This is a genomic window from Chitinophaga sp. SVR4-12A (assembly GCF_056754765.1).
Window position 1 is genome coordinate 1,304,392 of record NZ_JBPGWP010000001.1, and the last position, 24,807, is coordinate 1,329,198.

The 24,807-nt window shown below is 49.7% G+C and carries 24 protein-coding genes; 18 read left to right on the forward strand and 6 right to left on the reverse strand.

What is annotated here, in order from left to right; genetic code table 11:
* Positions 1–171: 171 nt before the first annotated feature.
* The 8 genes from ACR9Y8_RS05215 (at position 172) to ACR9Y8_RS05250 (ending at position 9,290) form a co-directional block, all read left to right on the forward strand.
* A complete protein-coding gene (locus ACR9Y8_RS05215; protein WP_481212179.1) occupies positions 172–1,212 on the forward strand; it encodes an agmatinase family protein in 1,041 nt (346 codons plus the stop codon).
* Positions 1,212–1,802 (forward strand): hypothetical protein, encoded by a 591-nt coding sequence (locus ACR9Y8_RS05220; protein WP_481212180.1) that lies wholly within the window; start codon positions 1,212–1,214, stop codon positions 1,800–1,802. The genes ACR9Y8_RS05215 and ACR9Y8_RS05220 overlap by 1 nt, the downstream gene beginning before the upstream one ends.
* 159 nt (positions 1,803–1,961) lie before the next feature.
* Positions 1,962–3,251 (forward strand): radical SAM family protein, encoded by a 1,290-nt coding sequence (locus ACR9Y8_RS05225; RefSeq protein ID WP_481212181.1) that lies wholly within the window; start codon positions 1,962–1,964, stop codon positions 3,249–3,251.
* 151 nt (positions 3,252–3,402) lie between these two features.
* Positions 3,403–4,599 carry an MFS transporter gene (locus ACR9Y8_RS05230; RefSeq protein ID WP_481212182.1) on the forward strand — a complete coding sequence of 399 codons (1,197 nt, stop codon included), beginning with the start codon at positions 3,403–3,405 and terminating at the stop codon, positions 4,597–4,599.
* A 32-nt stretch (positions 4,600–4,631) separates the two neighbouring features.
* Complete coding sequence (locus tag ACR9Y8_RS05235; protein WP_481212183.1) at positions 4,632–5,399, forward strand: sulfite exporter TauE/SafE family protein; 768 nt, start codon at positions 4,632–4,634, stop codon at positions 5,397–5,399.
* 27 nt (positions 5,400–5,426) lie between these two features.
* Positions 5,427–6,305, forward strand: coding sequence for a cell envelope integrity TolA family protein (locus ACR9Y8_RS05240; protein ID WP_481212184.1), 879 nt, complete (start codon positions 5,427–5,429; stop codon positions 6,303–6,305).
* Between the two features lie 83 nt (positions 6,306–6,388).
* Positions 6,389–7,861 carry a DUF5723 family protein gene (locus tag ACR9Y8_RS05245; protein WP_481212185.1) on the forward strand — a complete coding sequence of 491 codons (1,473 nt, stop codon included), beginning with the start codon at positions 6,389–6,391 and terminating at the stop codon, positions 7,859–7,861.
* Between the two features lie 124 nt (positions 7,862–7,985).
* Positions 7,986–9,290, forward strand: a complete 1,305-nt coding sequence (locus ACR9Y8_RS05250) for a bifunctional folylpolyglutamate synthase/dihydrofolate synthase (RefSeq protein ID WP_481212186.1) — start codon at positions 7,986–7,988, stop codon at positions 9,288–9,290.
* Here ACR9Y8_RS05250 and ACR9Y8_RS05255 read toward each other — a convergent pair.
* From ACR9Y8_RS05255 to ACR9Y8_RS05265, 3 genes are all read right to left on the reverse strand, one after another.
* Complete coding sequence (locus ACR9Y8_RS05255; RefSeq protein ID WP_481212187.1) at positions 9,268–9,834, reverse strand: NUDIX hydrolase; 567 nt, start codon at positions 9,832–9,834, stop codon at positions 9,268–9,270. The two genes, ACR9Y8_RS05250 and ACR9Y8_RS05255, sit on opposite strands and share 23 nt — an antisense overlap.
* Positions 9,835–9,856: 22 nt before the next feature.
* On the reverse strand, positions 9,857–10,384 hold the full coding sequence (locus ACR9Y8_RS05260; protein WP_481212188.1) for a YfiT family bacillithiol transferase: 528 nt from the start codon (positions 10,382–10,384) through the stop codon (positions 9,857–9,859).
* A gap of 141 nt (positions 10,385–10,525) precedes the next feature.
* A complete protein-coding gene (locus tag ACR9Y8_RS05265; RefSeq protein ID WP_481212189.1) occupies positions 10,526–11,290 on the reverse strand; it encodes an ABC transporter ATP-binding protein in 765 nt (254 codons plus the stop codon).
* Positions 11,291–11,471: 181 nt separating this feature from the next.
* On the opposite strand from ACR9Y8_RS05265, the gene ACR9Y8_RS05270 reads away from it, so the two are divergent.
* Complete coding sequence (locus tag ACR9Y8_RS05270; protein ID WP_481212190.1) at positions 11,472–13,037, forward strand: alpha/beta hydrolase-fold protein; 1,566 nt, start codon at positions 11,472–11,474, stop codon at positions 13,035–13,037.
* Positions 13,038–13,067: 30 nt separating this feature from the next.
* Here ACR9Y8_RS05270 and ACR9Y8_RS05275 read toward each other — a convergent pair whose 3' ends face one another.
* Positions 13,068–13,448, reverse strand: coding sequence for a hypothetical protein (locus ACR9Y8_RS05275; RefSeq protein ID WP_481212191.1), 381 nt, complete (start codon positions 13,446–13,448; stop codon positions 13,068–13,070).
* A gap of 26 nt (positions 13,449–13,474) precedes the next feature.
* On the reverse strand, positions 13,475–14,047 hold the full coding sequence (locus ACR9Y8_RS05280) for an RNA polymerase sigma factor (RefSeq protein ID WP_481212192.1): 573 nt from the start codon (positions 14,045–14,047) through the stop codon (positions 13,475–13,477).
* A 157-nt stretch (positions 14,048–14,204) separates the two neighbouring features.
* On the opposite strand from ACR9Y8_RS05280, the gene ACR9Y8_RS05285 reads away from it, so the two are divergent.
* The 9 genes from ACR9Y8_RS05285 (at position 14,205) to ACR9Y8_RS05325 (ending at position 24,144) form a co-directional block, all read left to right on the forward strand.
* Entirely contained in the window at positions 14,205–14,555 is a 351-nt protein-coding gene (locus tag ACR9Y8_RS05285) for a DUF6249 domain-containing protein (RefSeq protein ID WP_481212193.1), read from the forward strand.
* A 16-nt stretch (positions 14,556–14,571) separates the two neighbouring features.
* A complete protein-coding gene (locus tag ACR9Y8_RS05290) occupies positions 14,572–15,471 on the forward strand; it encodes a polysaccharide deacetylase family protein (protein ID WP_481212194.1) in 900 nt (299 codons plus the stop codon).
* Between the two features lie 116 nt (positions 15,472–15,587).
* A complete protein-coding gene (locus tag ACR9Y8_RS05295) occupies positions 15,588–16,181 on the forward strand; it encodes an RNA polymerase sigma factor (protein ID WP_481212195.1) in 594 nt (197 codons plus the stop codon).
* A 59-nt stretch (positions 16,182–16,240) separates the two neighbouring features.
* The gene (locus ACR9Y8_RS05300) at positions 16,241–17,431 is read left to right on the forward strand and encodes a FecR domain-containing protein (RefSeq protein ID WP_481212196.1); all 1,191 of its coding nucleotides are present in this window, start codon (positions 16,241–16,243) and stop codon (positions 17,429–17,431) included.
* 319 nt (positions 17,432–17,750) lie between these two features.
* The gene (locus tag ACR9Y8_RS05305; RefSeq protein WP_481212197.1) at positions 17,751–21,134 is read left to right on the forward strand and encodes a TonB-dependent receptor; all 3,384 of its coding nucleotides are present in this window, start codon (positions 17,751–17,753) and stop codon (positions 21,132–21,134) included.
* 13 nt (positions 21,135–21,147) lie between these two features.
* The gene (locus tag ACR9Y8_RS05310; RefSeq protein ID WP_481212198.1) at positions 21,148–22,482 is read left to right on the forward strand and encodes a RagB/SusD family nutrient uptake outer membrane protein; all 1,335 of its coding nucleotides are present in this window, start codon (positions 21,148–21,150) and stop codon (positions 22,480–22,482) included.
* Between the two features lie 4 nt (positions 22,483–22,486).
* The gene (locus ACR9Y8_RS05315; protein ID WP_481212199.1) at positions 22,487–22,612 is read left to right on the forward strand and encodes a hypothetical protein; all 126 of its coding nucleotides are present in this window, start codon (positions 22,487–22,489) and stop codon (positions 22,610–22,612) included.
* A gap of 201 nt (positions 22,613–22,813) precedes the next feature.
* Positions 22,814–23,632, forward strand: a complete 819-nt coding sequence (locus ACR9Y8_RS05320; protein WP_481212200.1) for a DUF6597 domain-containing transcriptional factor — start codon at positions 22,814–22,816, stop codon at positions 23,630–23,632.
* Between the two features lie 68 nt (positions 23,633–23,700).
* Positions 23,701–24,144 (forward strand): DUF6223 family protein, encoded by a 444-nt coding sequence (locus ACR9Y8_RS05325; RefSeq protein ID WP_481212201.1) that lies wholly within the window; start codon positions 23,701–23,703, stop codon positions 24,142–24,144.
* A 71-nt stretch (positions 24,145–24,215) separates the two neighbouring features.
* On the opposite strand, the gene ACR9Y8_RS05330 is transcribed toward ACR9Y8_RS05325, so the two are convergent.
* Complete coding sequence (locus ACR9Y8_RS05330) at positions 24,216–24,659, reverse strand: CAP domain-containing protein (protein WP_481212202.1); 444 nt, start codon at positions 24,657–24,659, stop codon at positions 24,216–24,218.
* Positions 24,660–24,807 lie beyond the last annotated feature (148 nt).

Below are 24,807 nucleotides of genomic sequence, written 5' to 3' on the forward strand. Positions count from 1 at the left end.
CGGCCTGCTTCCTGTTTTGTTCTAATCCGTTGATTTACTGTAACCGGTTCGATTTTCAGCGCAAAATTAACGCAAAAACAAGTTCCCTGTCCTTAATTTTTATATAAAAGGCATTTCACAGGGCACAGATTCCTATCTTTGCGCCGGAAATGAAAATGAATCATTAGTATCATGGCCGATCTAACACAATTTGACCCTAATTCGGTAGGGTTACTGTCAAACAACGTATTTGGGCTGCCTTTCAGCGAGGAAGATGCAAAACTGGTGCTGCTGCCCGTTCCCTGGGAAGTGACCGTATCCTACAGCAACGGTACCGCCCGTGGCCCGGAGCAGATCTTTAAAGCCTCTTTCCAGGTAGACCTCCTCGACCCGGATGTAAAGGATGGATGGAAAAAAGGCTTTTTTATGCGGGAACCCGACAAGCACCTCCTCCTCCGCAGCGATTACCTCCGCAAGGAAGCTGAACTGTATATCAAGTTCCTGACAGAAGGCGGCGAGATCAATGAGAATCAATTCCTGAAAAAGACCCTGGTAGACGTTAATACCGGCACCAAGGTGATGAACGAATGGGTCTATAACCAAACCCTTGCCCTGCTTAACAAAGGCAAGCTGGTAGGCCTCGTTGGCGGTGATCACAGTACCCCCCTGGGCTTTTTTAAAGCCATCGGCGAAAAGAAAGGCGATTTCGGCATCCTGCAGATTGACGCCCACTGCGACCTCCGCGACAGCTACGAAGGTTTCAAATACTCCCACGCCTCCATCATGTACAACGCCCTCAATGAGGTGCCCCAGCTGCAGAAACTGGTACAGGTGGGAATCCGCGACTACTGCGAGGAAGAGCTGGATTACATTGCCGCCAGCAATGGCCGCGTAGTTACCTTCTTCGATAAAAATATCAAGGAACGTCAGTTCGAAGGCGAGACCTGGCGCAACATATGCGACAGCATCATCGAAGCGCTGCCGCAGCAGGTATATATCAGCTTTGATATAGACGGCCTGGATCCCAAGCTCTGCCCGCATACCGGTACCCCTGTTCCGGGCGGATTTGAGGCAGAACAGATCTTTTACCTTTTCAAACGCCTGCTGGCCTCCGGCCGCAAGCTGATCGGTTTCGACCTGAACGAAGTAAGTACCTCCCACGATGAATGGGATGCCAACGTAGGCGCCCGCATCCTCTTTAAATTGTGTAACTTACTGGTAAGCTGCAATTGATGTATAAGATCCGGATCCTCCATCCCAATACACTCACCCGCCTGCGTTTACAACCGGTAATGCACGGAATGGCAGGAATATTATTCCTGTTCAACGCCATCGGCGTGTACAACAGCCGCACGCCCAACTGGGCCATGGTGGTATTTTTCCTGGTAGTGGGCTTTATCAGCCTGCTGTTCCCTTTCGTAATACGCCGTATGCGAAATTTCTCCGGCGCCAACAGCATGATGCGCCTGCTGCAGGTATTTGTGTGCTGTAGCGGCGCCCTGTATTTCCTCTCGCATATGCAGCCCCTCATAGGCTTGCTGCAGCTGCTGATAGGACTGGGACTGGCCTACATCGGCTGGGTGGAGCACAATATTTTCAAGCCCGTTTATATCTCCATGGATATCACCGGCATTTCTATTCCCACCACCTTTTCAAGCCGGATAGTGGGCTGGAACCAGCTCAATAACGTAATTTTGCGGAATGACCTGCTGACGGTAGACTTTAAGAACAATAAAATACTGCAGCTGGAAGTGCTGGATAATATTCCGGATATCAAAGAAGATGAAATAAACGGGTTCTGCAGGAGCCGGTTAAATAGCTAAGTAGTTGTCAGTTAACAGTTGTCAGTGGTTAGTCATTAATCATTAGTCGTTAGTCGTTAGTGATTGGCGCGAAGATTATATTCGCTGCATTTACTAACGACTAACCACTAACGACTAACCACTGACAACTGTCAACTGTCAACTGACAACTTTCGACTAATGAAACCATACATATTATACTCCGACGGAAAGGGGAACATTTTTGAGGATACTTCGCTGCACGTCACCGGCCGCAGCGGCTGGGACGCAATGCCTATCCCTGACGAAGAATGGATTGAGCTGCCCGAAGGAGGCTCTTTGTACGAACTGCCCGGCCGCCGTGGCATCGGTATCGATGCTGCTACCGGCGACATGGCGCTGTGCGACAAAGGCTGGGCTGTAGCGGCTTTCATTCCCCCCGCCCACACCGGCTTTTACCTGGCCGCCTACGAAACACTGCCCGATGCCCCCACCCTGCCCTTGTTCTGCTATACCGCAGTAGGCTGGCTGGACGGCAAATTCTATGTGCCCGCCACCCGTATCGAACAGGATATCCGCCAGGAATGTGCGGGTTTCGACGATAAGAAGGTAAAGCAAGGCGTAAAAGACCTGCTGCAGGCGTACCCGCACAACCGCCTGGTAAAGCACCTGGCAGAAAACTGCGCGCTCACCTATCATTGCCCGGCTGCCCGTAACTATTTCATGGGACGCTGGGAATGCCCGATCCCTTCTTCTCCTGCCTGTAATGCCAACTGCGTAGGCTGCATCTCCTTCCAGCCGGAAGAAGAAAGCATCGTTTCCACGCAGGACCGCCTCCGCTTCAAGCCCTCGGCAGAAGAGATCGTGGAATATACCGTGCCGCACCTGGAAACCGCTCCCTTCCCCATCGTCAGCTTCGGACAAGGCTGCGAAGGTGAGCCCCTGCTCATGTGGGAAACCATCCGTGAATCCATCCTGGAGATCCGGAAACATACCCCCAAAGGCAGCATCAACATCAATACCAATGGCAGTAAGCCCGACGCCGTACGCGCCCTCTGCGAGGCGGGGCTTAACAGCATACGTGTAAGTACCAACTCCGTACAGGAAAAATGGTACACGCCCTACTACCGGCCCAATAACTATGCTTTTGAAGACATCGTAGAAAGCCTGAAAGTAGTACGCAGCTTCGGCGGCTGGAGCTCTATCAACTATTTCGTGTTCCCCGGCATGACCGACAGCGTTTCTGAATACGAAGCCCTGCGCAAGCTGATCAAAGACACTGGCTTAAGCATGATCCAGTGGCGCAACTTCAACATCGATCCAGATTGGTACCTGGGTAAACTGGGCATCACCGAAACCGAAGAATGCCTTGGCATGCAACAGCTGCTGGACCTCATCCGCGAAGAATTCCCCCACCTGAAATTCGGCTATTTCAACCCGCCCATGGAAAGGATCAAAGGGGACTACGCAAATGATTTTGCACATTTTTAGTTGACAGTAATAGTCGTTAGTCGTTAGTCGTTAGTCGTCAGTCGTCAGTGATTGGCGCGAAGATCATATTCGCTGCATTTACTAACGACTAACGACTGACGACTAACGACTAAATTAATTACCTTTGCGCTTCCCTTAAACCCGCTGTTCCTTGCTCTCTTTATACAAAAAAGCCTTTTCTGGCCTCAGCACCTCCACCTGGTGGTTATCCGTTGTCCTGCTCATTAACCGGAGCGGCAACATGGTAATGCCCTTTCTTACCATTTACCTCACCCAGCATCAACATTTTTCCATTAGCCAGGCAGGCATCGTTCTCGCCATCTGGGGCGCCGGCTCTATACTGGGCGCACTGCTCGGCGGCCGGCTGGCAGACCGTATCGGCTTCTATCCCGTACAGTTCTGGAGCCTCTTTCTCAACGGGATATTATTCATTGTGCTGGAGCAGATGCGCACCATGACGCAGATCAGCATCTGCGTATTCGTATTAAGCCTGGTGGGAGATGCTTTCCGTCCCGCTAACGCAGCGGCTATCGCAGCGTACAGCAATCCTGAAAACCGCACCCGCTCTTATTCGCTGCACCGGCTGGCCATCAACCTGGGCTTCTCCGTAGGTCCCGCGCTGGGCGGTATCCTGGCTGCCATCAGCTACCGTTTCCTGTTCTGGGCAGATGGCCTTACCTGTATCATTGCCGCCCTGCTCATGCGCCTGATCTTACCTCCGGTAAAAGTGGCGAAACCCGCTGCCGGCGATGGAACCGCAGCTGTTAAAGGCCCTCCTGCCTACAGGGATGGATTGTACATGTTCTTCATCGCACTGGTGTGCATGTACGCGATGTTCTTCTTCCAGCTTAGCTCCCTGGTGTCCTTATACTTTAAAACGGTTGTTCACATGCCCGAGCTCTATGTGGGGATGACAATAGGCCTGAACGGGCTGCTCATCGCCCTGCTCGAAATGATAACGGTTTATAAGCTGGAAGGTAAAAAAGCACCCCTGGATTTTATCTGGAGAGGGGTGCTGGTGAATGGCCTTGCGTACCTGAGCTTTAATCTGCTCCCTGCTTCCTTCGCAGTGGCCATATTGTTCATACTCCTGTTCACCGTCAGCGAAATAATGACCGTGCCTTTCATGAATACCTTCTGGACCAGCCGCAGCGCAGACCATAACCGCGGTCAGTACGCATCCCTGTACACGGTAGCATTCTCAGTGGCGCAGGTGATCTCGCCCACTTTAAGCACCAACATTGTACAATACCTCGGCTTTGCTTACTGGTGGTATATTGTAGCCGGCTGCTCTGTGGTGACGGCAGCAGGGTTCTGGTACCTGAATAAACGCGTTACCGCTGCATAGATCATTCCCCTAAAAACAATATTTTTGCCCCCGTGATAACAACCGACCTCGTCCTGCTCTGCTGCTTCTCGCTCTGCGCAGGTTTTATAGACGCCATTGTTGGCGGCGGCGGATTGATCCAGACACCCGCCATTCTCTTTACCTTTCCGCAATACCCGGTAGCCACACTGCTGGGCACTACCAAAATACCTTCATTTTCAGGCACCAGCATGGCAGCCTGGCAATACGCCCAAAAGGTGAGCTTTCACCGCGGCCTGCTGGCTGTAACAGCTGTTACGGCCTTCTTTGCGGCTATGTTGGGGGCTTCGCTGGTGACTTATCTCCCCAACCAGTTCCTCAAGCCCATTATGCTTTGCCTGCTGGTTGCAGTAGCGATATATACCTGGCTTAAAAAGGATTTCGGTCAGCAAACACAGGAGGCCTTCCTGCCCGCAGGCAATACATGGGTGTGGGGCGCCGTTATTGGAGGAGTAATTGGCTTTTACGATGGCTTTTTCGGGCCCGGAACCGGCAGCTTCCTGATCCTGGCCTTTATCAGCCTGATGGGCTTCGATTTCTTACACGCCAGCGCCCATGCCAAAGTGGTGAACCTGGCTACCAACATAGCGGCCATCCTGTATTTTGCCCTTCACGGGCATATTTTATGGCCGGTAAGCCTGGCAATGGCGGTCGCTAACCTGACCGGCTCATTTTTTGGCGCGCGTTTGGCTATATTGAAAGGCAACAGTCTGGTTCGCAGGTTTTTCCTGCTGGTGGTATGTGCAACGATATTGCGTTTCGCATATGAAATATTTAAATAGTCAGGAAAAATATTATTTTTGATCATTATGCAAGAGCGGAATACTCAGAAGAACTTAACGGCCCTTGGCACAACGATTGGCGTACATGCATTACTGCTTGTTGGACTGCTGTTTGCCGGTTTTTCTGCCCCGCCGCCCCCTCCTGATCAGGACCTGGGCATGGAAGTGAACCTGGGTACCTCCGACGATGGAATGGGTGATGAACAACCACTCAACCCTAACCCGCCCAGCAACGCAGCGCCTGAGGCCTCATCCCCACAAAACCAGCCGGCCCCGTCCCAGGACGCAGCTCCTGCAGAAGATATTGCTACCCAGGACGAAGAAGAGGCCCCTGAGATCACCAAACCGGAAAAACCGGAGGAGAAGCCAAGGGAACACCGCAGGAACCTGGAGCCCAAGCCTGAAAAAACGCCCAGGAAGACAACGGAAGCGCCTCCCGCACCCGCACCGCCTGCTCCCAAGCCCAAAGCGGTATACAGCGGCGGCACTGCCAATAGCGCCAACAGCGGTAACAACGCCAATGGCTCCAATAATTCCACCGGAGAAGGTAATACCGGCCGCCCCGGCGACCGCGGACAGATCAATGGAGACCCTAACGCCAGCGGTTATACGGGTGGCGGATTAGGTGGTGGCCGTAGCGATTTCCGCCTTCGCGGACGATCCCTGGTGAGCAGGCCACAGCCCACTTACGAAGGCAATGAAACCGGCTATATCGCCGTTAATATAAAAGTAGACAGGCAGGGCAACGTAGTAAGCGCCGCCCATAGCCTCCGCGGCTCTACGCTCAATAATCCAACCCTTATCGAGATTGCAAAAAGAGCCGCCCGGGAGATTAAGTACAATGCAAGCCCTGATGCCCCGGAAGAGCAGTTTGGAACCATAAGGTTTTATTTCAAAGTACAATAAGAGGACAATACAACTGTTATATTAAGATCACGATCACAGGAGAGAGCGAACGGTGAAGATGCGTCATAGCCCAGAATAATACTATGCGAAAACTTTTTATTGCCACTTTAGGTCTGCTGCTCTCCTTGCAGTATGCGCAGGCCCAATCTTTTGCCGGATACCATACCAGTCACTATGCGGGCATTTATGGCGTACTTACCAATCCTGCATCTGCTGCAGGATCCAGGTACAAATGGGACGTCAATATCATCGGTGTGGACGTGAAGGCAGGCAACACCTACGCCAGCATTCCTAAATCCAATATCTTCAGCCCGCCCGATAAGTGGGTACGCGACCAGGATTATTTCCTGGACACCGCCTCCTCCAGCCGCCAGTACGGCTGGGCCATGGGCGAAGTGATGATGCCTTCCGTGCTCTATTCTATCGACGAAAAACAGGCGGTCGCTTTTACCTGGCGCGTACGCGGCATCGCCAACGCTGGTAACGTGGAAACCGTGATCGCCAACTTCTTCGGTATCGATTATCCTAACCCGCGCTTCGTGGGAAAGAATTTTTCTATAGACTATGGCAGCGTATTTTTTCACAGCTGGAATGAGATAGGCCTTACCTACTCCCGCGTGATCAAAGACGATGTGACCAGCCGCTGGAAAGCAGGCGTCACCCTTAAATACCTGAGCGGTACCGCCGCGGGTTACGGTGTGGTAAATGACGCCACCTTCATCCTGAACAACCGCCGCAACGCCGCTATCAATACAGGCACGCTCAAATCTGCCTATAACGAAGACCTCGATACCTGGGGCCCGACCAACGCCGGGAACTTCCTCAAACTGACCGGTAGCCCCGGTATAGGAGCAGACATCGGCGTGATCTACGAATACCGCCCCGATGGCGATGGCTTCGGTGGTTACGAGTCCGATTCCTGGAACCCGGATGCGGATACCTACAAGTTTCGTTTAGGAGCTTCCGTTACAGACATCGGCGGTATCTTCTATAAAAAATCACCCGCTAACAGGGACCTCGATCTGCGTACCGAAAGCATTAACCCGGACTCCATCACACGCAAGAAAAATGAAGACCTGCGTGTCTATTACCGCCGCGTGATCCAGAACTTTACTCCCGTCACTACCTATGATGGCTTTTTCATGGCCCTTCCTACCGCCCTCCACCTGAGCGGCGATTATAATATCGACGGCCGCTTTTTCCTGAGTGCCAACGCCGTTATCGGCCTGTTCTCCGGACAAAGCAACGTTAGCAAGAACTACATGATCACACAGCTGCAGGTAACGCCCCGTTTTGACAGCAAACATTTTGGCGCCTACCTCCCTATAACGCTCAACCGCTTCGGCCAGGCCGACGCTGGTGTAGGCTTCCGTGCCGGACCGCTTATCATCGGCTCGTCCAGCATTTTCTCTAACCTCATGCGCGCTAACCTCAACCATGCAGACGCTTTCATAGCCCTGCGGGTAGTGCCCATCCGCTTCAAACGCGGTGAGCGTGACGGCGGCGGAGGTATCTTCCGCAAACAGCGGCGCCAGGTAGATTGTCCTCCTTACTAAAATTCCAAACAGCGGTTCCAATTCCAAAATTGTAGTTCCGGCATCCTCCTTTTATCAGGGTGCATGAATTACTTTTTGGGATTTGAGATTTTCTTTGGAATTTGGATGCTGGAATTTCGGATTTATGAACTATCAGCAAACCGTCGATTACCTCTACCAGCACCTTCCCATGTTCACCAGGGTAGGCGCCGTAGCATTAAAACACGACCTCTACAACACCCTGGAGTTATGTAAGCTCCTTGGCAACCCACAGGATAAATTCAAATCCGTGCACATCGCCGGCACTAACGGCAAAGGCTCCACGAGCCATATGCTGGCCGCAGTACTGCAACAGGCCGGTTATAAAACAGGCCTCTATACTTCCCCGCATCTCAAAGATTTCCGGGAACGTATACGCGTGAACGGTCAAATGGTGCCCGAAAGCTTCGTCGTAGAATTTGTAGAGCAGATGAAGAACGCCGTCAGCACCCTGGAGCCTTCCTTCTTCGAGCTTACCGTAGCCATGGCCTTCCACTACTTCGCGCTGGAACAGGTGGATATCGCCATCATCGAAGTGGGCCTGGGCGGCCGCCTCGACAGCACCAATATCATCACGCCGGAGCTCTCCGTGATCACCAACATCAGCTACGATCACATGCATATATTGGGCAATACCCTGCCCGAAATTGCAGCAGAAAAAGCAGGTATTATCAAGAAAGGCATCCCGGTAGTGATCGGCGAAACACAACCCGAAGTACAGCAGGTGTTCAACGAGAAGGCAGCCGCTATGGAAGCGCCTATCTGCTTTGCAGATCAGCAATGGCTGATCCAGGAAAGCAGCCTGACGCCTGCTAAACCTGCCGCCGGACTGAAACTGGGCATTGTTCCCAAACATAAGCCACAGCAAGACCTGAAGCATATCACCCTCGACCTGGTAGGCCAATACCAGGAAAAGAACGTGATGACCGTATTAAGCGCCATTAAGATCTTACAGCAGCAGCAATGGGAAATATCTGAACAGGCCATCCATGAAGGCCTTGCGCATGTAAGAAAGCTAACCGGCCTGCGTGGCCGCTGGGAGGTGATCAACACCCAACCGCTCACCGTACTGGATGTTGGCCATAACGAAGCCGGTATTACCGAGATCATGCAGCAGCTGCGTCATACCGTTTACCAGAAACTGCACATTGTAGTGGGCTTTGTAAAAGACAAGGCGATCGATAATGTACTGCCCCTGCTCCCGGTAACTGCCACTTACTATTTCTGCAAGGCACAGATCCCCCGCGCGCTGGACGAACATACCCTTGCAGAAATGGCCAGCCGTCACGGCCTTAAAGGACATGCCTACGAAAGCGTACAGCAGGCCTTGCAATCAGCCCGTTTACACGCCCATAAAGATGATCTGATACTGGTATGCGGCAGCTTCTTTATTGTTGCGGAAGCAATGTAGTGTTCAGGTGCTGCAACGCATAGTAGATACAGGTTACATGCAGCGCCTGCCTGATCTGGTTGGCTTTCAGCAGCTGTTGCAGCTCTTCCATGCTGATGATCACGATCTCTATCTCTTCATTCTGATCCAGCTTTTGTTCCTGTACCTTTTTGCCGCCGGTTGCCAGGAACATATAGGTAACATTATTGCTGGAGGCCGGGTTCGGACAAATATCCCCCAGTGGTATGAGCTGGTCAAAAGCATATCCTGTTTCTTCCAGCAGTTCGCGCCGCATAGCTACTGCTGGCGAAGCATCTGCAGGGTCCATTGCGCCGCCCGGGATTTCCAGAATCGTCTGCCCGTAGCCGTGACGGTATTGCCGTACCATGATCACCTTGCCATCTTCTGCAATGGCAAGCGCATTCACCCAGCCCGGATATTCTAAAACATAATAAGGGTCTACTATCTTACCTGCTGGCGTCAGGCAGCGGTCTTTACGTGCAGTAAGCCAGTCACTTTTGTAGATATACTCCGAATGCAGCAGTTTCCAATCTAACGAAGCCATAATTGAGTTTGCTGTTTGATGTTTACCAATTCTCCCGCTCCTTCAGGTTAACCACATGCGCCAGGTGATGCATACTATGCCATGCATACATTGCCGCAATGGTTTTAAGCCCAAAGGTTTTCCCGCTCTCCGGGTGTATGAAGGTCCGCTCCCACTCTGCGGCTGTCAGGTGTTCCAGCAGCTGTACCCAGCGGGCATGCAGGCCATATAGTATTGTAATGGATACATTCACCGGTGTATGGCGCACATCCGGCAGATTAGCCCAGGCGGCTTCATTATAAGGTTTAATGACGGGCGCATCTTCTGTCAGTGCCCATTTAAAACGGGTAACCGCATTCATATGGCTGTCTACCAGGTGATGTACCACCTGTGCTACCGTCCATCCGCCGGGACGGTAAGGCGTATCCAGCTGCCAGGCGTCCAGGCCCTGCACCGCAATTTCTATCAGGTTGGGTAAATGGCGTATATCGTTGATATAGCCTTTCAGTTGAACATCCGTGACAATGTCCGGGGATTTGAACCGGCCAATGGGGTATTGTAAGTCCTCCATCCGTATAAGGTTTATTATTGGAAGCTATTAGCTATTAGCTTTTAGCTTTTAGCTTTTAGCCTTTAGCTGCAGACAGTTGGCTTCGGTCTCCAAACGGCTTCACGAGCTAACAGCTAAATGCTAAAAGCTAATAGCTGTTTATTATTCTTCTCTTAACTCTCTTCCCGTCAGGTGCAAAAACACATCTTCCAGGTTAGCCTTCTTCACTTCCTTCTTGCGCTCAAAGCCTCCTGCCACCAGTTTGTCGATCAGCACATCCGGGGAGTTCAGGGCAATGATCTCACCTTTGTCTACAATAGCGCAGCGGTCGCACAGGAATTCCGCCTCATCCATATAGTGGGTGGTGATCACTACGGTAGTGCCCTGCGATCTTACCTGCTGGATCAATTCCCACAGGTTGCGCCTGGCCTGGGGGTCCAGACCGGTGGTAGGCTCGTCCAGGAAAATGATCTTGGGCCGGTTGATAAGGGTGGTAGCGATGGAAAAACGCTGCTTCTGGCCGCCGGACAGCTCCTTGTATTTCGCATGGGCTTTATCCTCCAGGTTAAAGCGGGCCAGCAGCTCTTTAGCATTTGTAGGCTGGTTATACAACCCGCTGAACAGGGCGATCAGCTCTGTCAGGTTCAGGTTGGGATAATAGCCTGAGCTTTGCAGCTGCACGCCGATGATGTTCTTAATGCTTTCCGGGTCTTTATCCAGGTCAAAACCGTCAACGATCACCTGCCCCGACGTCTTCTCACGCAAGGTCTCAATGATCTCCAGGGTACTGGATTTACCCGCTCCGTTAGGGCCCAGCAGGCCAAATATCTCGTTCTCATACACCTCGAAGCTGATCCCTTTTACAGCCGTAAAATCCCCGTATTGCTTCACCAGGTCGCGGACGGTAATGATGGTTCTCTTTTCCATGGAGAACAAAGTAAAACGTAAAAAAGCAAAAAAACAATTAAAAACGGACATCAGGCGTCCGCAATTGAACAACAGCCTGCTTTAGCGGCGTACAGAACACATTATTTCTCAGCACATTTCGTGAAGGGCTTGGATTGGTAGTATATTTGGTATCACAAGTACCGTCATGAAAACAACTGCAATGAAAATCAAGTATCTTTTCTTTGTTATCCTGTTAACGATCATCAGCGCTAAGGCAAACCTGGCAAAAGCACAAGACACCGTTTGGAGAGTATTCGACGTAGGAAGGCTCGACTCCATCAACTCCGGCATCTTAAACCAGAAACGGCTTTTCCAGGTATTCGTACCCCAGAATTATAAACCGGGAAGCGCTGATAAATACGATGTGCTGTATGTGCTTGACGGCGGTAATTGGAATACAGGCTTAATAACAAAGGTACAGCGGTTTGTAGAAGGAGAAAGCTATATGCCGCCAACCATCATTGTCAGTGTAATGGGCATCGATCGCGTTAAAGACCTCACCCCAACACATATGGATGATTGGAAGACCTCCGGGGGAGCAGCTGATTTCCTTCGTTTTATTAAAGATGAATTGATCCCCCATATCAATAAAGAATACCCCTCTAATGGCGATAATACGTTATGGGGACATTCACTGGGCGGCCTGTTTGTTATCAATGCGTTGCTGAATGAGCCCAAAACCTTTAAATCCTACATTGCAGTCGATCCCAGTCTTTGGTGGGACAACGGCTATATACAAAAGATAGCACCGGATAAATTGCCTGCATTAGCTGATTCAAGCATTACACTTTTCATAAGCGGCAGAGAAGGAGAAGCGGGCGCAGGCATGAAGATCGCTTCCATGGATACCATCCTTCATAAATGGGCTCCTGCAGGCTTAACCTGGAAGCATATTGATTACCCTGATGAAACACACAGTTCAGTAAGGTTTAAAAGTATCTACGATGGCTTGAAATTTTCTTACGGATGGCATAACGGGCTCATTGAATTTCATCCGATGAGTGGTATCGTTTTGAAGAATAAGCCCGTTAAAGTATGGTACTTTGGAGATACGGCAAGGGCCTATTATACGCTCGATGGAACGGAATCCACAGTACTATCTCCGAAAGTGCAGCCCGAGATCACGATTACTCACCCTGCCACGTTCACGGTAAAACAATTTACCAACAGAGCGCGTTACGATAAGGTGAAGACCGCCGATTTCACAGCCGGGAAAGCGCTCAGCCCTTTGTCAAAACAAAAGAATGCCCGGCCCGGAGGTTTTCACTACGCCTATTATGAAGGAAAATGGGATAGCACTGCCAACTTCCGGAATTTAAAACCGGAGAAAGAAGGAACAATAACTGCAGATTTTGACCTGGATAAACTACCCCGGAAAAATGACTTCGCCCTTGTTATTGATGGACTACTGGAGACAAAAGAAGACGGCTATTATATATTTATTCTGGACGCAGATAAAGATTCAAAACTGTATCTTAACAACCAGCTCCTGATACGATGGGAAGGCTCTTACAGCAACCGCACGTATTCCTACATATTGCCCCTGCAAAAAGGATTTTATCCTTTTCGCCTGGAATACCTGCATAAAATTGAAGACTTTAAATTAAAGCTGTCATACCTTACGCCAGGTATCATGGACACTAAAAAACCTATTCCGATTCCTTTAGATCTTCAATACAGCAGCAGCCTGGAACCCAGGTTATCTCATGCAGGAACAACTCCTTAATGGAGGAGTGCAGGCAGTGCTGACTTGGCTTCACAAAGCCCGGGACCTCCTGGAGAAATATTTATCCAAAAAAACCAGTCCCAGCAAAATATTCAAAAAGAGCAGGCTATTAAGGGTGTTATGCGTAAAATACTGGCTGAAGTTCAGTTTCCTAAGCGCTACAGGTGAAATCAATTTGCCCGCTGCAGACCAGTCGAAAGCAACGAGCCCCCAAACCAGGGCCGCCGCGATCAGCAGCAAAAAGAACAGCCCAACGCCATACACCACCCTGCGATTGATATAAGTGCGGGACGGTGGCGCAATACGCACGCCGTCAATTGCCCCCATTACTTTTTTAGAAAAGTCAGGCGAGGGAGCTATAAGCTCCAGCTCTTCCCGCAAATGTTTTTCTATATCAAAATGTTGCGCCATATCAATTCACTTAAGCAGTTCGAACACTAATGTATGATTTCTTTTATCTCGTCTGCAAAATACAATTCCAGTTTCTCCTTTAGGCGTAAGCGCGCCCTGTGCAATTTCACCTTTACAGCATTGGATGTGAGGCCCATGATAAGGCCGGTTTCTTCAATGCTTTGCTCAGCTTTATAGAACAGGGTGATGATCATGGCATCATCCGGGCTTAACAACCCGATCACCTGGTTGATCAGCTGGCGGGTAGAGCGCTGTTCCGTCAGATCGGCGCCATTTCCGGTATGCCCTGCGTTCACCGTTTCAGCGGCCCTGGTAGTATCCAGGGGATCAACAGGTGGTTTTGCCTTCCGTAAAAAAGTCTTCGTAGTATTGATAGCGATAGTATACAACCATGTACTGAACTTCGCAGTCCTTTTAAAATCCGCTAATGAGCGATAAGCTTTCACAAATACATCCTGCGCGATCTCCTCAGCATCCTCGCGGTTGCGGACATAGCGTAGTGCAATGGTAAATACAAAGCGCTGATACCGTTTTATCAATTCCTCAAAACTTTGCTGATCACCTTGTAGTACCTGGTTGATAATCTGAATGTCATCCATTCCAGCGTGCATAGATGAGCAATATGACTACTGTTTTAACGCGGAGGTTACACCCGAATTTAAAATAATTACCGCATTTCCTGTAACCTGGTCTTTTTACCCGTAGTCATAATTGCTACAAACAGGCTAAATTTTAATATTCACAACAATTATTATCATGGGTAGTAATGAAATGCTCACAGCCATCCTGGTGCCCCTGGGCGCCATGGCTTTAATTTTCGGAATAATTTATCTTTTAAGGAAAGAGAACCTGGCAATGATAGAAAAGGGCATGAACCCTAAGGTTCACCGGCCGGCTCCCTATACCAGCCTGAAATATGGCTTGCTGCTGACAGGTGGCGGTATTGGTTTATTACTGGCATACCTCGTAGATGTGGCCTCATCCCGGATCGACGGAGAAGAGAATGCCTCTATATATTTTGCGCTCATAGCCATCTTCGGAGGTATTGGCCTTATTGCATCTTACCGCATCGAAAAAAAGGAAGTACTGGATAGAAATCCTGAATAACCCTTAAAAACAGACTATGAAAATTTTCAATTACCGGGTGCTGCTTGGCTGCATGTTGCTGATACCGTTTACTGCAGCGGCACAGCCTAAAGACAAATTATTGATCATCCATGCCGATGATGCGGGTGTTTCCCACTCAGTAAATGCGGCTATCATCGCCGCTTTTGAAAAGAAAGCCATCAACTCCGCCGCCATTATGGTGCCATGTGCCTGGTTCCCGGAGATAGCTGCCTATGCAAAAGCCCACCCTGAACTGGATTGGGGTATCCATATCACCTTAACTTCAGAATGGAAAAACTATAAATGGGGTGGTGTTTCTTCCTCCAACGAGATCTCAAGCCTCCTGGATAAAGATGGATACTTCTATGCTTCTGTGGAAGAATTTAACAAGCATGCCAAACCCGAAGAAGTACGAAAGGAGATCCGTGCGCAGATCCGCAAAGCAATGGCCGCCGGCATCAGGTTATCCCACCTGGATACACACATGGGTAGCCTCTTTGGATCCCCGGAAATGGTGAAGATATACCAGGAGCTGGGAAAAGAGTTTAGCTTACCGGTCATGATCCCCATGAACCTGATACACATCATGGCCCCGCAAATGCTGCCCTATGTTGACACCGTAAACAACGTGGTCGTCAACCAGTTTATCACCGCCTTTAAAGCCGCTCCTGCCGATAAATGGCATGAGTATTATGATCAGGCATTGCAACGGTTAAAACCCGGGCTGAACGAGATCATCTTCCACCTGGCTTATGATAACGACGAAATGCAGGCCGTTGCCATCGATCATCCCGATTTCGGCTCCGCCTGGCGGCAGAATGATTTCAATTATGTGACGAGTGAAGGGTTTAAGAAATTGCTGGAGAAGGAAAATATACGGCCTGTCACCTGGAAAGAGGCCTCCTCTTCACATTAAGCCTAAGGCTGTCTCAAACCCTTCAAAAATACTATTTATTCGCGTCCCCGCTTTAACCTATATGGATAAATGTGATATATTAGCGCTTGCCATTTAGGGTAGCAAAACCGATCAGATTGTCAGCAAACCGGGGATATAACGAAAGAGAGCTCCTTGCGCGCATAGCGGAAGGGGACGAAGCAGCCTTTTCGATCCTGTTTGAATCCTATTTAGAACGGCTGAAACCCTTTATTGAAAAGCTAACAGCTTCTACAGACGATACCCGGGAGATTATCCAGGAAACATTCGTACGGATATGGCTCAGCAGGGACAAGCTGCAACACGTGGAGCACCCGGCCGCCTATATTTTCCGCATAGCCGCTAACCAGTATCACATGTATATCAGGCGGCGCCTGTCGCAGGAAAGAGCGGTCTCAGGATACGAAGAAACACTGCCGCAGTCTACCAATATCACCGAAAACACCCTACGGCTGAACGAACTGCAACGCCTGGTGCAGGATGCCATCAGCAGACTCCCGGAAAAACGCAGGCTCATCTTTCAAATGAGCAGGAATGAAGGCATGAGCATCCGGGAAATCGCCACCGCCCTTGATCTTTCCCCTAAAACGGTCAAGAACACACTCTCCACAGCCCTCACTACTATCCGCCAGTACCTGGCCGCCGCAGGCGAAGCCGGTTGGTGGCTGATACTATTCCTTTTATTCCGGTAATTTTTTTTTAAACGCAATAGGCCCATGCCTGGGCGAGACGCATCTTCTTATTATAGTTTATGGAAAAACAACGGCTATTTTACCTTTTGTCCGCCTATGCAGCAGGCCGCCTTACTGAAGAAGAGCGGCAGGAGCTTGCTGCCTATGCCATGGATCCGGCGATGTCCGATGAGCTGCAGCAACAGCTGGCCGCCATGATGGAGGATGCGCCTGCGGAGCCCGTAGCAGCCGCTGAAGAGTGGAGGCCGCTGCTAATGGCCGTGATGGATACGGATAAAGCCCCGGAAGCAGATCCTGTCCCGCTTCGCCCTATACCATCTTTTTTCCGCAGATGGGCCTGGGCTGCTGTTTTGATCCCTCTTATAGCAGCAATAGGCATTTATTTCCTGCTGCCTGGAAGAAAAGACCGGCTGCAGCCTCCCGTGCAAGCAAAGGCGGCGGATATTGCCCCCGGCAGGAATGGAGCGGTACTTACGCTGGCAGATGGTTCGCAGGTAGTGCTGGATAGCCTGGGGAACGGTGTTATTGCTACCCAGAAAGGAGCAAAAGTGTTGCTGACAGAAGGCCGCCTCTCCTATACACCCCAGCAGGGAGAAGGTGTGGACTATAACACAATAAGCACCTCCAAGGGCCGCCAGTTTAAGCTGGTATTGCCAGACGGCACAGGAGTATGGCTGAATGCCGCCAGCTCGCTTAGGTACCCTACTGCATTCACCGGGAAAACCAGGCTGGTAGAAGTAACAGGCGAAGCCTACTTTGAAGTGGCCCGGAATGCAAATATGCCATTCCTTGTAAATGTGAACGGCTATATGAACATAGAAGTGCTCGGAACGCATTTTAATGTGAATGCCTATGTGAATGAACAGCACATTAATACCACGCTGGTGGAAGGGCGTATAAAAGTAAGCACCCGGACTGCCGCTGCTGCTCTGGTGCTGAAGCCCGGGCAGCAGGCACAGACAGACAGCCGCTCAGCTACAACGATCAAAATGCTCAGCCATGCAGACATTGAAAAGATAACAGCCTGGAAAGACGGACTATTCAATTTTAATGGCGCCACCCTGCAGGAAGTAATGAGACAGCTTGAACGCTGGTACGATATCGAGGTGGTGTATGAAAAGGGCGCGCCCAACATTACCTTCTGGGGAAAGATGACAAAGGACATTTCCCTGAATGGCCTGCTGATAGGCCTTCAGCAATCGGATGTGCACCTGCGGCTGGAAGGAAGGAAACTGATCGTATTACCATAGGGGGACATCAGCCAAACGGCTATATTGTTAATTTAAAACTACGTATGACTAACTGAAAATGAAAATGTACAAAACAAACATTCCATGTTATCACTATCGGGCAAATACGCCTGAATAAGAAAACGGACCGGCTGATTAAATAAAAAACCGCCACGGGTGACGACCGTGACGGTGGAATGATTTAGTCGCTTCCAAAACAGCTGTCAAACCATTTTTTCAAATCCTAAATCACTTGCAATTTATGCAAAAAAACGACTGTTGGCTGCCCATCAGCCCGGGGGCACATCCATGCCTTCTCCTAACTAAAATGCTAAGGGCTATGAAACTTGCCGTCATCTTACTATTTGTTGCTTTTATGAATGTGAAGGCAGCTGTAGTAGCACAGAATGTTACGATCTCTGCGAAAAATATCAGCCTGAAACAGATTTTTAACATCATAGAAAAGCAAACAGGCTATGTTGTATTTGCAAATGAGCAGCTGCTTGCCAATACTGGCGCTGTATCCGTGAATGTTACGAATGCACGGCTGCAGGATCTTTTAGACCTGGTACTGCGGGACCAGCCCCTGGGTTATACTATACAGGGCAAGACCATATTCCTTTCGCGAAAGGCGCCCGCACCCACCCGTGGGTGGAAGACATTTGCGCTGGCGCCTCCGCCCGCTACCGGCCGCATTGTAGATGCCGACGGGCAACCGCTTGCCGGGGTAAATATCGTCATCAGGGGAACGCATAAAGGCGCTACTACCGCGCCGGATGGCTCTTTCTCGCTGGACGTAAGCGAAGGTGAAGTGCTGCAGATCAGCTTTGTAGGCTTTGCTCCCCTTACCCTCCGTTTTGTAAATGGCTCTTTCCAGGAAGAAGCGGCTGCTCCCGCCACCGGCCAGCAGCATACCAATACCGCCGCAAGGTCAAAGCTGGTGAATGGTGCTGCTTCCGGCGTACTGGTGTCGCTTGCTTTGAGCGCTTCCCCACTGGATGAGATCCAGGTAGTAGGTTATGGAACACAACGTAAAGGCGATGTAACGGGCGCTATTTCTTCCGTGAGCTCAAACGTGCTGAAAGATCAGCCGGTGACCAACCTGCAGGGCGCCCTGGAAGGTAAAACAGCCGGTGTGCAGATCACCCAAAACTCCGGCGCTCCGGGGGCAGGCGCCCAGGTACGCATCAGGGGTTTAACGTCTATCAATAACTCCGACCCGCTGTATGTGGTGGACGGTATTCCGCTTGCATCCAACGATATCAATATTATCGATCCTTCGAACATTGAATCCATCGACATCCTGAAAGACGCATCCGCACAGGCTATCTACGGTTCCAGGGGCGCTAACGGTGTAGTGCTGATCAAAACCAAAAGAGGTCACCGCGGAGAAGCAGAGATCAGCTTCGGCACTTACCAGGGCATTGCCCAGGTGCGTAAAAAGCTGGACATGGTCAGCGCTTCAGACTATGTGATGCTGAATAATGAAGCTTACAAAAATGCCAATCAACCCTCTCCCTTTACAGATCCTCCCTCTGCTTATACCCGCACAACAGACTGGCAGGATGAACTGTTCAGGAACGGATACATACAGAACTATAATCTCGCTATCAGCGGTGGCGGAGAGAATGTCACCTACAGGGTAAGCGGTAATTATCTCAACCAGCAAGGCACCATCGTAGGGTCTGATTATAACAGGATCAACGTGTCCAATAACATTACCTTTAATCCCAAACCAGGGCTTGAATTCGGGGAAAGCCTCGCGTTCAACAGGTCAGTGAGCCATAGCGTGGCAACAGAATTCGGTGGTAACGTGATCAACGATGCCTTTGCAGAAGATCCCACCATCCCTGTAAAGGATGAAAATGGTAACTACACCGCCACAAAGTATTCCGATATCGTAAACCCGCTGGCAAAGATCCACTACCTCTATGGTAACTGGCCCTATACACAATACGGCCTGCTGGGCAACACTTACCTGCAATACAAGCCTGTAAAAGGGCTGACGCTGAAAAGCTCTTACAGCCTTGATCTTAAGTTCTCAGATAACAAACAGTTTACGCCTACCTATAACGTAGCGCCTAACTTTAACAATCCCAACGCGCGCCTCTATCGTCAGAAAGACCAGGTAACAAACTGGACCTGGGACAATACAGCCACCTACGAATTTGAGCTCAGTAATGATCATCATTTCAATATACTGGCCGGTATGTCTGCAGAACGGTTCACTTACAACTATATCAATGCATCCAACCAGGGACAACCGGGAAACGATCCTTATCTCCAGTACCTGGATGCAGGTATCAGTAACCAACAGGTGGGCGGCAGCCAGCAGCAATGGGGTTTGCTGTCCTATATGGGCCGCCTGAACTATAATTTCCGCGGTACTTATTTCCTGACAGCTACCCTTCGCCGTGACGGTTCTTCCAAGTTTGGCTCCAATCACAAATACGGTAATTTTCCTTCTGCATCATTGGGATGGAATATCACCAACGAGTCATTCTTTCCTAAAAGCAACAAGCTTACTTACCTGAAAGTACGGGGCAGCTGGGGCATTGTAGGTAACCAGGCCAGTGTTGGATATTATGATTACTCAGCCGGTATCAATACGTATTACTATGCTATAGGTACACCTGCTACTGCATTTCCTACCGCAGATCCCGCCGGGCTGGCCAATCCGAACCTGAAATGGGAACAGGTGCAGCAGTGGAATGCAGGCTTTGACTACAGCTTGTTTGATGACCGGCTTACAGGCTCTTTCGATTATTATCAGAAGAAAACAAAAGATATGCTGCTCAACCTGAATATCCTGTCCGTGTCGGGCTTTACCCAGAGCCCACGACAGAATGCAGGCACCATGCAGAATTCCGGTATAGAATTCTCTGCAGACTATAAACAAGCTGTCAGTAAAGATTTTACCCTGAGCGCTGGAATACATTTTGCCACCATCCGTAACAGGATGCTGGACCTGCTCAGGAATGGACAAAGGATCTATAGCGGCAATATCAAACCAGGTCAAACCGAGCTGACACAGGTAGGCCATCCCGTAGCCTCCTTTTATGGCTATGTGACCGATGGTATCTTCCAGACGCAGGAGGAAGTGAACAGTGCTCCCAAACAACAGGCGGGCACCGCACCGGGTGATTTCCGGTATAAAGATCTGAATGGTGATAAGGTGATCAATGAAAATGACCAGACCTTCCTCGGATCGCCCATCCCCAAGCTGACATACGGGTTCAACCTGCGCGGTAATTACAGGAATTTCGACTTCAGTATGTTCTTCTCCGGGGTATATGGCAATAAGCTGCTGGCAGCTTATAAGTACTACACCAACGGCTTCTTTATTTCCAACTACAATATGGAAACAGAAGCGCTGGGCAGATGGACTGGCCCCGGTACCAGCAATACCTTACCGCGCCTGATAGCCAGCGATCCGAATAACAACTCCCGTGTATCGGACTTCTATCTCGAAAGCGGCTCTTATCTGCGCCTGCAGAACCTCACAATCGGGTATACCATTCCGAAATCAGCCATAAAGGGCATTAAATCACTGCGTGTATACGCTGCTGCACAGAACCTGCTCACATTTACAAAGTATAAAGGTTATGATCCGGAAATCGGTCAGCAATACAGTGGTTCCGGCGGCACACTTGATATTGGGGTAGACAACGGTACTTATCCCCAGAGCCGTACTTTATCTGCTGGTGTAAACTTGTCTTTCTAAAACAACGTACAAAATGAAATATCAAAATATACTACCCGGTGCACTGCTGATCATCAGCCTTGGTGCATGCAGCAAATTTCTCGATGAGCAGCCTACTGCCCATCAGTCCACCTCCACCTACTATGTAACGGCCGATGATGCAGTAAGGGCGGTTACAGACGCCTACCGTATGCTGAAAGACCAGGCTTACGGCGGCTATTCACCCTCCTCCTTCGGAGATATCATGGCAGACGATGCCAATAAAGGAGGCGGAGGCGCCTCTGACCAGGAACTGATACAGCAGCTGAAACTGTTCACTGCAAAATCGGATAACGGTTATGTATACAATGCCTGGCGCGATAACTATAAAGGCGTATACCTGGCAAACCTGGTATTACAGAAAGTGCCGCCTATTCAAATGGACAACGCCCTCAAAACACGTGTGCTGAGTGAAGCCAAATTCCTGCGGGCTTATTACTACCTGCACCTGGTAAGGCTGTTTGGGCGTATACCGCTTGTAAAGCAACCAATTGATGATGGTAACTACAATGTTCCGCAGTCTGAAGAGCCGGAAGTGCTGGCCGCTATAGAGCAGGATGCGGGCGAAGCGATGGCCGGACTGCCTGAAAAGAACCAGCAGCCCGTTTCAGACCGTGGACGAGCTACTAAAGGCGCCGCGCAGGCCCTGCTGCTGGAAGTATCTATGTGGCAGAAAAAGTGGCCACAGGCACAGCAGATCGGAGATGCTATCATCAGTTCACAACAGTATGCGCTGGCAACAGATGTTACAAAGATCTGGACGATAGAAGGCGAATTTGGCCCGGAATCGATCTTTGAATTGAACTATGAAAACATTCCCGGCAAAAACACAGGAAACCTGCTCAACCTCTTTGATGCGCCCAGGAATACCTGGGGATACGGTTTCGTGGTGCCCTCTCAATCCCTGGTGAATGAATTTGAGCGCGGCGACCCCAGGCTTAAAGCAACCGTCATCTCCAATAATCAGCTTATGCCCGATGGAACCACCGCCAATACCGCTACCAGCGAAAGCGGATACTGGAACAGGAAATATTGGCTGCCTGTTAGCCAGATACCTACCAACAATGGTGGCGGTGCAGGTGACGGACCTACCAATGACAGGATCTTTGGCCTTGCACAAGTAATGCTCTGGACGGCCGAAGCCGCCTTTCATAATGGAAATGTAAGCCATGCAACAGACCTGGTGAACCAGGTCAGGACACGCGCAAGAAATAGCGGAGGTAATACGGATATGACCATCCTGCCCAACCGGGCAACCCTTACCCTGAATGATATCTATCATGAGATGAGGGTGAGAAACGGCCTTAGGCGAGCATCGCCGGTTCTATGAGCTGGTGAGAACAGGCCGCGCAGCATCCGTGCTGCCTAATTTCAAAGCAGGAGTGAATGAGCACGTGCCCATCCCGCTGAATGAGATCCAGTTGAGTGGAGGAGTGCTTACACAGAATCACGGGTACTGATCCGAAGGAAATAAAAAAATAGCCGCAGGAACAAAAGTTCTTGCGGCTATTTTTTTATCTGTTACCTGGAGACACAGACTGACCTGCAGCAGAACTTTCGGTCAATGCTAACGCGATGGGTTTTATAAAATGAAGGAGAGAATACGGAAATTCCATAAATTCACCATCAACACACCATATCAGCATTTCAAAACGCAATAAATGAACTTTGATATCATACAACCAACGCGACCACTTGCTGACTATGTAAAGTTTTTTTGGTTTTTAGAAGCCAATGCTTCCCAGGATAAGCCATTTTCCCATCATGCATTTGCCTATCCCTGTCCGGAGCTTATCTTTTGCTACAAAGGCCAGTTCAGGTATTCATCAGCGTTTGAAGCGGAAAGGATCCTGGTTCCGGGCATTTACGGACAGACGCAAACTTTCAGCAATGTGGCAGCCAACACAGATTTCGGCATCTTTGGGTTCTATCTGTACCCACACGCCCTTCCGCAATTATTCTGCTTACCGGCAAATGAGCTCACCAATCAGTCAGCAGATATTAAAACGCTCTGCGGTAAAGAGGGTGAGATCTTTGAAGAAGAAATAATGTTGGCATCTGACAATTACCAACGCGTTAAAATTGCATCTGCTTTTTTAGCAGCACGCTTGAAAAATGTCAATACAGCATACACAAATATTCATTCATCCATCAAAGCGATCTCGAACTCCTACCAGGCAACTTCTGTAAAAGCATTAGCAAATCATAACTTTTTATCCCTGAGACAATTTGAAAGAAGATTCAAAGAATTTTCCGGTTTCAGCCCAAAATTGTTTTTGCGGATTACAAGGTTCAATTCCCTGCTCAACAAAACTTTCAAAAATAAATCTTTGCTCCAGATCGCTTATGAATCCGGGTATTACGATGAGTCTCATCTCATTCATGATTTCCAAAAATTTTCCGGCCTTAACCCTAAAGAATACTTTAAACAGGGAACGATAGCTGCGAGTGATAGAGGAACGGTCGAATTCAACCAGTAAAATGTCGCGTTTTTACAGTGGTATTGTTTCCCCAGGCAGTAGTTTTGCTCTCAAACAACAAAGTTGTTATGCAGAAATATATTCCGTACATCTTATTAGCCTGGTTAATCACAGGATTTACATGTTTGGTACCCGAAAAAGTATTTTCACAAACAGCTCCAAAAGAAAACGCGACAACATTATCCGGTCAATCTTCACCGCCTGTTAAGGGCATCACCCCCGGACGGGCCTGGGCGCTTGCAGGAGTTGGAGTGTGCTTTTTGAGTGTGGGCATTGGTATGTGGGCAAAAAAACACGCCACCGGCGGAACAGGCAATAAACGAACCGCCGCCATTGTGGCCTTGCTATTGGGAATAATCGGCATTATCCTTAGTGTAGTGCATCTGAGCATCACAGCTGGCGCTGTTTTCGGCTCCGGCAGTGGAAAAGCAGGGGCCATCTTTGGATTGGTGCTCGGCTTGCTGGGTATAACGCTCGCTGGGCTAACGCTCCGTTCCCGTAAAATCAGCTAAGCTGCTGCGCGCCGGAAACGTATCTGACAAAAAAGCCGGAAGATGGTCTTCCGGCTTTTTTCTTTGCTTTATTACTTCTGTATAAACACCTGCGTAAAGAAAATAATATTCCCTTTCCCCTTCGCCGCTCCTATTCCTATCAGATTATAGCTCCCCAGCATATTCCTCCTATGCCCCGGGCTCTTGATCCATCCATTCACCACGCCTTCCGCATCCAGGTTACCATAAGCCACGTTCTCCGCTGCAGATGCCACCCTGCCCAGCTTCTTGCTTACATGGTCTACCCGCTCTTCAAATCCTTCATGCCCAAACCCTGTCCGGCCATTAGCCATATCCTTACTATGATCTCTTGCCTCAACACTGATGATCTCCACCAGTTTCAGCGGAGCCAGCCCTTTAGACGCCCTGAACTTGTTCGTGTAATACAGGATCTGCTCTTCCATGCTTCCACCCGGCTCCCTGGCGCCATCTCCTGGTACGCCCGCCCGATGACAAGCCCATACCTGAACACTCATAAAAAGGGAGCATAATAACAGTACAATCTTACGTTGCTTACTGATAACCATATACTTATTAATAGTGAATAATAAAGACTTAAACCTTAGACTATTTAAAACGCCTCAGGTTTAGCAACTATTGTACCTATTTTTAATTTGTCCTGGC

What these genes read in the sequence shown, in the direction of transcription:
- ACR9Y8_RS05275 (WP_481212191.1), bottom strand. Translation starts at nt 13,448, where the DNA reads ATGGCGCAACATTTTGATATAGAAAAACATTTGCGGGAAGAGCTGGAG.
- ACR9Y8_RS05305 (WP_481212197.1), top strand. Translation starts at nt 17,751, where the DNA reads ATGAAACTTGCCGTCATCTTACTATTTGTTGCTTTTATGAATGTGAAG.
- ACR9Y8_RS05280 (WP_481212192.1), bottom strand. Translation starts at nt 14,047, where the DNA reads ATGGATGACATTCAGATTATCAACCAGGTACTACAAGGTGATCAGCAA.
- ACR9Y8_RS05320 (WP_481212200.1), top strand. Translation starts at nt 22,814, where the DNA reads ATGAACTTTGATATCATACAACCAACGCGACCACTTGCTGACTATGTA.
- ACR9Y8_RS05245 (WP_481212185.1), top strand. Translation starts at nt 6,389, where the DNA reads ATGCGAAAACTTTTTATTGCCACTTTAGGTCTGCTGCTCTCCTTGCAG.
- ACR9Y8_RS05325 (WP_481212201.1), top strand. Translation starts at nt 23,701, where the DNA reads ATGCAGAAATATATTCCGTACATCTTATTAGCCTGGTTAATCACAGGA.
- ACR9Y8_RS05265 (WP_481212189.1), bottom strand. Translation starts at nt 11,290, where the DNA reads ATGGAAAAGAGAACCATCATTACCGTCCGCGACCTGGTGAAGCAATAC.
- ACR9Y8_RS05290 (WP_481212194.1), top strand. Translation starts at nt 14,572, where the DNA reads ATGAAAATTTTCAATTACCGGGTGCTGCTTGGCTGCATGTTGCTGATA.
- ACR9Y8_RS05225 (WP_481212181.1), top strand. Translation starts at nt 1,962, where the DNA reads ATGAAACCATACATATTATACTCCGACGGAAAGGGGAACATTTTTGAG.
- ACR9Y8_RS05255 (WP_481212187.1), bottom strand. Translation starts at nt 9,834, where the DNA reads ATGGCTTCGTTAGATTGGAAACTGCTGCATTCGGAGTATATCTACAAA.
- ACR9Y8_RS05330 (WP_481212202.1), bottom strand. Translation starts at nt 24,659, where the DNA reads ATGAGTGTTCAGGTATGGGCTTGTCATCGGGCGGGCGTACCAGGAGAT.
- ACR9Y8_RS05300 (WP_481212196.1), top strand. Translation starts at nt 16,241, where the DNA reads ATGGAAAAACAACGGCTATTTTACCTTTTGTCCGCCTATGCAGCAGGC.
- ACR9Y8_RS05220 (WP_481212180.1), top strand. Translation starts at nt 1,212, where the DNA reads ATGTATAAGATCCGGATCCTCCATCCCAATACACTCACCCGCCTGCGT.
- ACR9Y8_RS05250 (WP_481212186.1), top strand. Translation starts at nt 7,986, where the DNA reads ATGAACTATCAGCAAACCGTCGATTACCTCTACCAGCACCTTCCCATG.
- ACR9Y8_RS05285 (WP_481212193.1), top strand. Translation starts at nt 14,205, where the DNA reads ATGGGTAGTAATGAAATGCTCACAGCCATCCTGGTGCCCCTGGGCGCC.
- ACR9Y8_RS05310 (WP_481212198.1), top strand. Translation starts at nt 21,148, where the DNA reads ATGAAATATCAAAATATACTACCCGGTGCACTGCTGATCATCAGCCTT.
- ACR9Y8_RS05270 (WP_481212190.1), top strand. Translation starts at nt 11,472, where the DNA reads ATGAAAATCAAGTATCTTTTCTTTGTTATCCTGTTAACGATCATCAGC.
- ACR9Y8_RS05215 (WP_481212179.1), top strand. Translation starts at nt 172, where the DNA reads ATGGCCGATCTAACACAATTTGACCCTAATTCGGTAGGGTTACTGTCA.
- ACR9Y8_RS05260 (WP_481212188.1), bottom strand. Translation starts at nt 10,384, where the DNA reads ATGGAGGACTTACAATACCCCATTGGCCGGTTCAAATCCCCGGACATT.
- ACR9Y8_RS05240 (WP_481212184.1), top strand. Translation starts at nt 5,427, where the DNA reads ATGCAAGAGCGGAATACTCAGAAGAACTTAACGGCCCTTGGCACAACG.